Origin of the sequence: Cellulosimicrobium sp. AB352, from assembly GCF_049538415.1 — a bacterium.
In the GTDB taxonomy this organism is placed as follows: domain Bacteria; phylum Actinomycetota; class Actinomycetes; order Actinomycetales; family Cellulomonadaceae; genus Cellulosimicrobium; species Cellulosimicrobium funkei.
Genome location: NZ_JBMVFX010000040.1, coordinates 1 through 10,113, shown reverse-complemented (window position 1 = coordinate 10,113; position 10,113 = coordinate 1). Strand labels below are relative to the sequence as shown.

Annotated in this window: 9 protein-coding genes; 3 read left to right on the top strand and 6 right to left on the bottom strand. The window is 75.2% G+C overall.

All coding sequences use genetic code 11. The features are described 5' to 3' along the window. Positions 1-268: 268 nt before the first annotated feature. Positions 269-511 carry a hypothetical protein gene (locus tag ACPCUX_RS18640; protein WP_034655512.1) on the bottom strand — a complete coding sequence of 81 codons (243 nt, stop codon included), beginning with the start codon at positions 509-511 and terminating at the stop codon, positions 269-271. Next, positions 508-1,122, bottom strand: coding sequence for an ArsR/SmtB family transcription factor (locus ACPCUX_RS18635; protein WP_085387470.1), 615 nt, complete (start codon positions 1,120-1,122; stop codon positions 508-510). The genes ACPCUX_RS18640 and ACPCUX_RS18635 overlap by 4 nt, the downstream gene beginning before the upstream one ends. 120 nt (positions 1,123-1,242) lie before the next feature. Here ACPCUX_RS18635 and ACPCUX_RS18630 point away from each other — a divergent pair, with 120 nt between their 5' ends. After that, complete coding sequence (locus ACPCUX_RS18630; protein WP_423389383.1) at positions 1,243-2,088, top strand: oxygenase MpaB family protein; 846 nt, start codon at positions 1,243-1,245, stop codon at positions 2,086-2,088. A 21-nt stretch (positions 2,089-2,109) separates the two neighbouring features. On the opposite strand, the gene ACPCUX_RS18625 is transcribed toward ACPCUX_RS18630, so the two are convergent. After that, the gene (locus ACPCUX_RS18625) at positions 2,110-2,631 is read right to left on the bottom strand and encodes a MarR family winged helix-turn-helix transcriptional regulator (RefSeq protein WP_085387471.1); all 522 of its coding nucleotides are present in this window, start codon (positions 2,629-2,631) and stop codon (positions 2,110-2,112) included. A 95-nt stretch (positions 2,632-2,726) separates the two neighbouring features. Between ACPCUX_RS18625 and ACPCUX_RS18620 the strand changes: the two genes are divergently transcribed. Next, positions 2,727-3,959, top strand: coding sequence for an MFS transporter (locus ACPCUX_RS18620; RefSeq protein ID WP_051028020.1), 1,233 nt, complete (start codon positions 2,727-2,729; stop codon positions 3,957-3,959). A gap of 55 nt (positions 3,960-4,014) precedes the next feature. On the opposite strand, the gene ACPCUX_RS18615 is transcribed toward ACPCUX_RS18620, so the two are convergent. Next, positions 4,015-4,551, bottom strand: a complete 537-nt coding sequence (locus tag ACPCUX_RS18615; RefSeq protein WP_051028023.1) for a MarR family winged helix-turn-helix transcriptional regulator — start codon at positions 4,549-4,551, stop codon at positions 4,015-4,017. Between the two features lie 113 nt (positions 4,552-4,664). Between ACPCUX_RS18615 and ACPCUX_RS18610 the strand changes: the two genes are divergently transcribed. Further along, positions 4,665-7,844, top strand: coding sequence for an efflux RND transporter permease subunit (locus tag ACPCUX_RS18610; RefSeq protein WP_423389382.1), 3,180 nt, complete (start codon positions 4,665-4,667; stop codon positions 7,842-7,844). A gap of 148 nt (positions 7,845-7,992) precedes the next feature. Here the strand turns inward: ACPCUX_RS18610 and ACPCUX_RS18605 are convergent, their stop codons facing one another. Together ACPCUX_RS18605 and ACPCUX_RS18600 are read right to left on the bottom strand one after the other, a co-directional pair. Then, entirely contained in the window at positions 7,993-8,694 is a 702-nt protein-coding gene (locus ACPCUX_RS18605; protein WP_423389381.1) for a response regulator, read from the bottom strand. Next, on the bottom strand, positions 8,691-10,113 hold a 1,423-nt coding region (locus ACPCUX_RS18600; RefSeq protein ID WP_423389380.1), incomplete at its 5' end, for a sensor histidine kinase. The genes ACPCUX_RS18600 and ACPCUX_RS18605, both read right to left, overlap by 4 nt.

The following is a 10,113-nucleotide window of genomic DNA, read 5'->3' as shown; positions in this document are numbered from 1 at the left end:
GCCCACCAGCGCCGTCGAGAACACCGACACGGTGCTCACCGACGCGACGGTACGACGATGCTCGCGGATGGTCGTGAGAAGACCCACCTGTGCTCCTCTGTGCCTGGGCGGGGCACACGTCCTCCGGGTCCCGCCGAGCGGCGGTGACGAGGGGAACGGGTGCTCCGGTGCCCGCAGACTGCCCGCAGAACGCCCCGACGAGGGTAACCGAGGCCGGGTCGCTCAGGGCATGGGGAGGAGTCCCCATGGGGGTGGGATCTTCCGGTGATCAGGGCAGAAGGGACGCACGGGACAGGGCGGCCCGGTCGCGCGTGCGGTCCTCGGCCGTGCGGAGCGACGCGTCGTCCGGGCGGACGGCGGCCGCCGCGGCGCGCGGGGCGGTCGACACCCGGGACCGGGCGGCCGCGCGGCGGCGGCCGAGGTCGGCCAGGGCGGAGCCCACGAGGACGAGCAGACGGTCCGTGCCACGGGGCTCGGCCGTGCGGGGCAGGGTGGGGGAGTACGCGCTCATGAGGGGTTCTCCTTGCCGTCGATCGTCGGGAAGACGTTGAAGTGGATCTGCACGGGCCGCGCGCCGGGCGCCTGCTCCTGGCCCTGGAACCGCTGGAGCGTCGCGTCGAACGCGTCCCACGCCTCCGCGACCTCGAGCATCTGGTCGGCGGTGAGCCACATGCTCGCCGTCGTCAGACGGCTGCCGTCGAGCCACCGCGTCGGCAGCTCGGGGGAGCGCTCGAGGAACGCCTGGATCTTGCGCGCCCTCGCGGACTCGAACTCGCGGCTCACCATCGCGCCCGCGAGCGTGGCGGCGGCGTCCTCCTCGTCGTGCGGGACGTCGACCGTGAACCCGCCCGGCGGGCGCTCCCACCAGCGCTCGCGCGCCGTCCCGCGGCCCGCGACCTCCCGGACGAAGCCGTGCCGCGCGAGCTGGCGCAGGTGGTAGCTCGTGGACCCGCTGGACTCGCCCACGAGGTCGGCGAGGCGGCTCGCGGTGAGCGCGCCGTGCGTCGAGAGCAGGTCGAGGATCTGCACCCGCAGCGGGTGCGCGAGCGCCTTGAGCTGCGCGGGGCCGAGCGCGGGGTGGCGTTCGGCCGGGACGGGTGCCGGTGCGCTGTCGGTGGGCATACGATGACCGTAGCGATGCAAACGACTCTTTGCAAGACTTTCTTTGCAGCGAGATGTTGGCATGTGTCAGACGGCCCGCGCGGGGAGCGGGGCCGCGCGCGAGGTGCGAGCATCGAGCGCATGACGCAGGTGGCGGAGCGGGTGCGCGGCGCGGCGGAGCGCGCCATCTTCCTGCGGGTCGCGGGCCCGGACGCTACGGCGACGCGGGCGCGCATCCACGAGACGCCCGGCCCGCGCTGGTTCCCGGCGGGGTCCGCGGTCCAGCGCGTGCACGGCGACGCGTCGATGTTCGTCGGCGGACTGCGCGCGCTGCTCCTGCAGAGCCTGCACCCGCTCGCGATGGCCGGGGTCGCCGCGCACTCGGGCTACCGGGGCGACCCCTGGGGGCGCCTCCAGCGGACCTCGACCTTCATCGCCACGACGACCTTCGGCACGGCCGACGACGCCGCCGGCGCCGTGGCGGGGGTCCGGGCGGTCCACGAGCGGGTCCGCGGCGTCGCACCCGACGGCCGCCCCTACCGCGCGAGCGACCCGGACCTGCTGCGCTGGGTCCACGTCGCCGAGACGCAGAGCTTCCTCGTGGCGCACCAGGAGTTCGGGCACCGCCCGCTCGACGCCGCCGGGTGCGACGAGTACGTCGCGCAGGCGGCGGTGGTCGGGCGCGCCCTGGGCGTCGAGGGCGTGCCGGTCACGGTGCGCGAGCTGGACGACGCCGTCGCCGGGTACCGTCCGGTGCTCGGTCTCACCCCGGCGGCCCTCGACGCCGCACGGTTCCTCCTCGTCGAGCCGCCGCTGCCGTGGGCCGTGCGTCGGGTGTACGCGGGGCTCGCGGTGGCCGCGCGGGCGTCCCTGCCGGACTGGGCGCGCGCGGGCATGCCGCGCGTGCGAGGACTGCCCCAGCGGTGGGCGCACCCGGCGGGGGAGGCGGTCACGAGGCTGCTGCGGTGGGCGCTCCCCGGGGCCTGACGGCGAGGCGCACCCGGCGGGTCAGGCGTCGTCGCGGCGGCGACGGTAGGCGTCGAGGTCGTCGTTGAGCCGGCCGAGGAGCTCGGCGAGGAGGGCCCGGTCGAGGCGCGACCAGTCCCCGAGCACGTCCGCGTAGAGCGCGGTGCGCGCCGCGCGGTGGGCGGCGAGCTCGTCGAGCCCCGCGCCCGTGGGCTCGACGACGACCGCCCGGCCGTCGTGCGGGTCCCGGGCCCGGCGTACGTGCCCGGCCCGTTCGAGCGCGACCACCTGGCGGGTGACGGTGGAGGCGTCGAGGCCGAGGCGCTCGGCGAGCGCGTTGACGTGGAGCGGGCCGTGGGTGCCGAGCGTGTGGAGCAGCAGGTAGCCCGACCGGTCGAGCGTGCCGCCCCGGCGCGACGTCCCGGGGCTCCCCGAGGCGCGCGTGCGCTCCGCGCGACGCAGGAGCTGGGCGACCTCGAGCTCGATCGCGCCCAGCACGTCCTGCGCGCTCGCGTCCCCGCGCGCCTCCGCCTGCGGCTGATCGTTTCCCTCGGCAACCGTCATGGGTGTATTCTACAGATAGTTACCTGCTAGATACAGGTACTTCTCCCGCCGCCGCCCCTCGTGCGGCGGCCTCCCTCACCAGGAAGTGCGACCGAGTGGCCTCCACACGCAACGAACCGAACCGCACCGCCATCTACGCGACCGCCCTCACCGCGTTCTTCGCGATCGCCGGCATCGCCGTCGTCGACCCGATCCTCCCCGTGATCGGCGAGGAGATCGGGGCGTCGACCTGGCAGATCGAGCTCCTCTTCACCGCCTACATCGCCGTCATGGCGCTCGGCATGATCCCCGCCGTCATGGCGACCGGGCGCTTCGGCTACAAGAAGATCCTCGCCACGGGCGTCAGCCTGGTGGCCGTCGCGGCCGTGCTCGCGGCGCTGAGCACGAGCATCGGCCAGCTCGCCGCGCTCCGCGGCCTGTGGGGCCTCGGCAACGCGATGTTCTTCGCGACGGCGATGGTCCTCCTCGTCTCCCTGGCGAACGACCGCGAGTGGGTCGTCGAGCTCTTCGAGACGTGCGTCGGCCTCGGCTTCGCCGTCGGGCCGCTCCTCGGCGGGCTGCTCGGCGGCATCTCGTGGCGCGTGCCCTTCTTCGTGTGCGGCGTCTTCATGCTCGTGGCGCTGCTCGTGTCCGTGACGCGCCTCAAGGACCCCGCCGAGAAGCCCGCGCCGCTGCGCGTCGGCCAGGTCTTCCGCCTGTTCCGCAAGCCCGGCTTCCTCGCGCTCGCCGCGGTCACCGCCGCGTACAACTTCTGCTTCTTCGTCGTGCTCGGGTACACCCCCGTGTTCCTCGGGCTCGACGTCGTGCCGCTCGGTCTCGTCTTCACCGCGTGGGGCGTGGGGCTCGCGGTCGGGATCCTCGTCGTCGGGCACCGGCTCGCGCACCGCGTCGGCGCCGTCCAGACGCTGGGCGTGGCCGTCGTGGGCGTCCTCGTCGCGCTCGTGCTCCTCGCGCTCGACCTCGGGACGGCCTGGTCCGTCGTCGTGCTCGTCGGTGCCGGCGTGTTCATGGGCATCGCGAACGCCAACCTCACGGACCTCTCGCTCGCGCTCGGCGACCCGGACCGCCGCGTGACCACCGGCGCGTTCAACCTGGTGCGCTGGGGCTTCGCCGCCCCCGCCCCGGTCATCGCGGGGCTCCTGCACCCGGTGTCCGCGACCGCGCCGTTCTGGCTCGGGGCGGGGATCCTCGTGCTCGGCGTCGTCGTGTTCGTGGCGTACGGGCACCGGATGGCGGGCGAGCTCGGCGAGCGCGTCCTGTGGTCCCGGTGGAACCGCACGGCCCGGACCGTCGAGGGGACGCCCGAGGAGGCGCTCGGCGAGGTCTGAGCCGCCGGCGGCACCGACGGGGGGAGAGGGTCCTGGGCCGCGCGGCCCGGGACCCTCAGCCCTCCGGGTCGGTCCCGGCGTCGGCCGAGCCGTCGCCCGAGGTGCCCGACGGCGCGCTGGTCGCCGGGTCGGGGTCGGCCGCGGCCGACTCCGCGGCCCGCGTGAGGGCCTCGATCCCGGCCGTCAGCGCGCGCAGGTCGGCGACGTCGAGCCGGTCGAGGAGGTCCGTGAGGGGCTCGTCCTCCTGCGCGACGAGCCGGCGCACCGCCGCGGCGCCGCGCGGGGTCGCGGCGACGAGGCGCACGCGACCGTCCTGCGGGTCGGGGCGGCGCGACGCCATGCCCGCCGCCTCGAGCCGGTCCACGATCCCCGAGAGCGTCGCGGGGGAGATGCCGAGCACGTCCGCGAGCCGGTGCGAGCTCGTCTCCCCGTCGAGCTGCAGCACGGCGAGCGCGCGGAGCTGGGGGACCGTCAGGGTCGTGCGGAGCAGCGGCTCGAGGCGCTGCGCGAGCAGCAGGTCGGCGAGCCGGCGCTGGGCGTCCTCGAGGCGCCGGGCGAGCGCCGCGCGCTCGTCGTCGGCGGGGTGGGTCACGGCGCCGACTCTATCGGTGGGCGCGGGAACCATCCCGAGATGCTTCGCGTTACGCTAACGAAATCGCGACGCCGACGTCGTCTCCCGCCCGACCTGGAACCCCTGGAGGCTCCGTGTCCCGTCTCGCCCGGCTGTCGCTGGCCAACCGCGCGCTCGTCGCGCTCGCCACCGTCGCGATCGCGATCTTCGGCGTCCTCAGCATGGGATCGCTCAAGCAGGAGCTCATCCCGAGCCTGCAGATCCCCACGGCCGCCGTCGTCGGCGCGTACCCGGGCTCGGCCCCGGCGATCGTCGAGCAGCAGGTCACCGTCCCCGTCGAGACGGCCGCGCGCGGGGTCAAGGGGGTCGAGGACGTCACGTCGACGTCGTCGACCGGCCTCTCGGCGACGACCGTCCAGTTCGCGTACGGCACGGACATGGACGCTGCGGCCTCGCAGCTCCAGACGGCCGTCACGCGGCTGCAGTCCCAGCTCCCGGAGGACGTCGAGCCGCAGGTCGTGACCGGCTCCGTGGACGACCTCCCGGTCATCCAGCTCGCCGTGTCGGGCGGCGCGGACGAGGCGGCGCTCGCGGACACCGTGACGTCGAGCCTCGTCCCCGCGCTCGAGGACGTCGAGGGGGTCCGCAGCGTCGCGGTGAGCGGCGTCGCCGACCAGCAGGTGACGATCGCCCTCGACCCCGCCGCGCTCGCCGCCGCCGGGCTCAGCCCGCAGCAGGTCTCCACGATCCTCCAGGACAACGGTGTCGTGGTGCCCGCGGGCACCGTCGCGGAGGGCGACCGCACCCTCAGCGTGCAGGTCGGCACGGCCGTCACGACCGTCGACGAGCTCGCCGCGCTGCCCCTCGTGTCCCCGACCGCGGCGCCCGGCACCCCGCCCGTCGCGCTCGGCGACGTCGCGGCCGTCACCGCGGGCCCCGAGCCCGCGACGTCGTTCTCCCGGCTCGACGGCGAGCCCGCGCTCGCCGTCGCCATCACCAAGACGCCCGCCGGCAACACGGTCGAGGTGTCGCACGCGGTCCAGGACGCGGTCGACGACCTCTCCGGCGTGCTCGACGCCCAGGACGTGCGCGTCGGGGTCGTGTTCGACCAGGCCCCGTTCATCGAGGAGTCCATCGAGGGCCTCGCGACCGAGGGCCTGCTCGGGCTCCTCTTCGCGGTCGTCGTGATCCTGCTGTTCCTCGCGTCGCTGCGCTCGACGCTCGTCTCCGCCGTGTCGATCCCGCTGTCGCTGCTCGTGACCTTCATCGTCATGAACGCCACGGGCTACACGCTCAACATCCTCACGCTCGGGGCGATGACGGTCGCGATCGGCCGCGTGGTCGACGACTCGATCGTCGTCATCGAGAACATCAAGCGGCACCTGTCGTACGGCGAGGAGAAGGTCGGCGCCATCATCGGTGCGGTCAAGGAGGTCGCGGGCGCGATCACCGCCTCGACCGTCGCGACCGTCGCCGTGTTCCTGCCGATCGCGCTCGTGGGCGGCATGGTCGGCGAGCTCTTCCGGCCGTTCGCGCTCACCGTCGCCATCGCGATGCTGGCCTCGCTCTTCGTCGCGCTGACGATCGTCCCGGTCCTCGCGTACTGGTTCATCACGTCGCCGCCCGTCCCGGCCGACCCGGAGGCCGCGCGCCTCGCGGGCGAGCGCGCCCGCGCCGCCGCGGAGGCCAAGGAGCGTCGCGGGCTGTGGCAGCGCGCGTACCTCCCGACGCTGCGGGGGGCCCTGCGCCACCCCGCGATCACGCTCGGTGTGTCGGTCGCGATCCTCGCCGGGACGCTCGCGCTCGTGCCGCGGCTCGAGACCAACTTCCTCGGCGACACCGGCCAGGACACGCTCACCGTCACCGAGTCGTTCGCGCCGGGCACGTCGCTCGACGCGCAGGACGCCGCCGCGCGCGACGTCGAGCAGGCGCTCCTCGACGTCGACGGCGTCGCCACGGTCCAGACGACCGTCGGCACCGCGGGTGGCCCGGAGGCCGCGTTCTTCGGCGGCGGCGGGTCGCCGACGGCGACGTTCGCCGTCACGCTCGACGTGGACGCCGACGCCGTGGCGGCCCAGGAGGACGTGCGCGACGCCGTCTCCGGGCTGGGCGGCGACGCGAGCGAGGGCATCGAGGTCGCGGGTGCTGACGCCGCGTTCGGCAGCTCCACGGTCGACCTCGTGGTCCGCGCCCCCGACACCGACACTCTCGCCGCGGCCGCCGCCGAGGTGCAGGAGCTCGCGGAGGGGACCGACGGGGCCGCGCAGGTGACGAACAACCTCGCCGCCGCCCAGGCCACCGTCCAGGTGACCGTCGACCGCGAGGCGGCGGCCGCCGTCGGGCTCACGGAGACGCAGGTGGCCGGGACGGTCGCGGGGGTCATGTCCCCGGCCCCGGTCGGCACGGTGAACCTCGGCGACGGCCCGGTGCAGGTGCGCGTGGTCGCGGGCGAGGCGCCGGCGACGGTCGCCGAGCTCGAGCAGGTCGTGCTGCCCACCGCCGCGGGCCCCGTGCCGCTCACGCAGGTCGCCGAGGTCGCGGAGGTCGAGGTCCCCACCTCGATCACGCGCGTCGACGGCGAGCGCAGCGCGACGATCGCCGTCACCCCCGCGGGGCAGGACCTCGGCGCGCTGACCGCCGAGCTGACGACCGCGATCGACGGCCTCGAGCTCGAGGGCGGCGCGACGGTCGAGGTCGGGGGCGTGGCCGCCGACCAGGCCGACGCCTTCGCCGACCTCGGGCTCGCGCTGCTCGTCGCGATCCTCATCGTCTACCTCGTCATGGTCGCGACGTTCCGCAGCCTCCTGCAGCCGTTCATCCTGCTCGTGTCGATCCCGTTCGCCGCGACGGGCGCGCTGCTCCTGCTGCTCGCCACGGGGACGCCGCTGGGCGTGCCGGCCCTCATCGGCCTGCTCATGCTCGTCGGCATCGTGGTGTCGAACGCGATCGTGCTCATCGACCTCATCAACCAGTACCGCGAGCGCGGGCGGGCGCTCGACGACGCCGTCAGGGAGGGGTCGCGCAAGCGGCTGCGCCCTATCGTCATGACCGCCGCCGCGACGATCTTCGCGCTCACGCCCATGGCCATCGGGATCACGGGCGGCGGCGCGTTCATCTCCCAGCCGCTCGCGCTCGTCGTCATCGGCGGCCTGCTGAGCTCGACGCTGCTCACGCTCGTCGTCGTGCCGGTGCTCTACACGCTCGCCGAGCGCCGCGGCGAGAAGCGCGCAGCGAGGAAGGCGGCCAAGGAGGAGGCCCGGGCCCAGGCCGAGGCCGACAAGGCCGCCGCCGAGGAGACGACGGCGAACGCCTGAACCGCCCGACCGTCCCCGACCCGCCGGACCCGCCGGACCCGCCGGGCCCCCGCCGACCAGGCGACCCCGGCGGGCCGAGCAGGTGGTCTTGGCGCGTCAGATGTCCTGGACGCGCCGGAACCACCTGCTCGGCGCGGGGGCGGGTCAGTCAGGAGGGGCGGGCGACGCCCGTCTCGTAGGCGAGCACGACGGCCTGGACGCGGTCGCGCAGGCCGAGCTTGCCGAGGACGCGCCCGACATGGGTCTTGACCGTCGCCTCCGAGAGCACGAAGCGCTCGGCGATCTCGGCGTTCGTCAGCCCCTCACCGAGGGCCTCGAAGACCTCGAGCTCGCGCGCGGTGAGGTCGGCGAGGCGCGGGTCGTCCCGGCCGGTCGGTGCCTGGGCCCGGGCGGCGGCGCCGTCCTGCGGGAGCTGGCCGGAGAACATCTCGAGCATGCGGCGCGTGATGCGCGGGGAGACGGCGGCGTCGCCGCTCGCGACGGCGCGGATCGCCCCGACGAGCTCGCCGGGCTTGGCGTCCTTGAGGAGGAAGCCGCTCGCCCCGGCGCGCAGGGCGGCGAACGCGTACTCGTCGAGGTCGAACGTCGTGAGGATGATGACGCGCGACCCGGGCTGGGCGGCGACGATCCGCTCCGTCGCCTCGATGCCGTTCGTGCCGGGCATGCGCACGTCCATGAGCACGACGTCCGGCGCGAGCGCGGACGCCTGCGCGACGCCCGTCACGCCGTCCCCGGCTTCCCCGACGACCTCGATGTCGTCCTCGGCGGCGAGGATCATGCGGAAGCCCATGCGCAGCAGGGCCTGGTCGTCGACGAGCAGCACCCGGATCGGTGCCCCCGTTCCCGTCATGTGCGTTCCCGTCCGTCGTCGCGTGCGCCGGCCTGGCGGCCGGGGTCGAGGTCGAGGCGCAGGCTCGCCCGCACCTCCCAGCCCGTCCCGCTCGGCCCCGCGGACACGGTACCGCCGTAGACCGCGGCCCTCTCCCGCATCCCGATGATCCCGCGCCCGGTGCCGACGGGGACGCCGGGCGGGTGCTGCTCCGCGACGGACGGCGGGAGCCCGCGCTCGTCGGCGCTCGCGCCCTCCCCGGGACGACGGCCCGCCTGGTTGACGACGCGCAGCTCGAGCCAGTCGGCGCCGGGCTCGGCGCGGCGCGACACCTCGACGAGGACCACGGGGGACAGGGGCGCGTAGCGCAGCACGTTCGTCAGGGCCTCCTGGACGATGCGGTGCGCGGTCTGGCGCAGGGCGGGGCCGGGCGTCGGCTGCGGGCCGGAGCGCACGAGCCGGACGGGCAGCCCGGCGGTACGGAACCGCTCGACGATCTCCTCGAGCTCGGGCGTCTCGTGCGCGGGCGCGAGGGGCACGGTCTGCTCGCCGCCTGGCTCGCGCAGCACGCCGAGGACGCGCCGCATGTCGGCGAGCGCGGCGCGGCCGGTCGCGGTGAGCTCGTCGAGCGCGTGGCCCGCGAGCTCGGGGTTCTTGGCGCCCGACGCCTTGGCGCCGTCCGCGAGGGCGACCATCACGGTGAGGGAGTGCGCGACGACGTCGTGCATCTCGCGCGCGATGCGCGTGCGCTCGGCGGCGGCGGCGAGCTGCGCCTGCTGGTCGCGGTCGCGCGCGATGGAGTTGGCGCGCTCGACGAGGTCGGACACGTGCTGGCGGCGCGCGCGCACGTTCGTGCCGATCGCGAGCGCGACGAGGCAGAGGATGGTGGTCACGAGCATGCCGACGATGCGGTCGACGGTCGCGCGGCCCGGCTCGACGCTCTGGCGCAGGACCTCCCCCTCCGGGGTGGTGACCACGTCGTACCAGAGCAGGGTCGCGCCGGAGAGCGCGAGGACGGTGATCGCGAGCACGGGCCACGCGATGCGCGAGGGCCGCGACGCCGCGACGGCGTAGACGGCGAACATCGCCGCGACCTCGAACCCGGCCGTGTCGCCGGTGACGCCGATGGCGACGACCCCGACCACGGTGAGCGCGAGCGCGACCGTGACGGGCCGACGGCGGCGCCAGTACAGGAGCACGCCGCCGACGAGGAAGAACACGAGCGACAGCGCCGTCGTCCCGCGGGGCTGCGACGCGGTGAGCGCGTACAGCACGCCGGGCACGACGAAGACGGCCACGACGACCCAGTCCATGACGACCGGGTGCCGCGCGAAGTACCGGCGGACGGGGCCGAGCCGGCGCGCGTCGAGCTCGGTGAAGGGAGCGGGCGCGGGGCGCAGGGGGTGGGTCGACGAGCCCGGGCTCCCCGGGGCGGCGGGG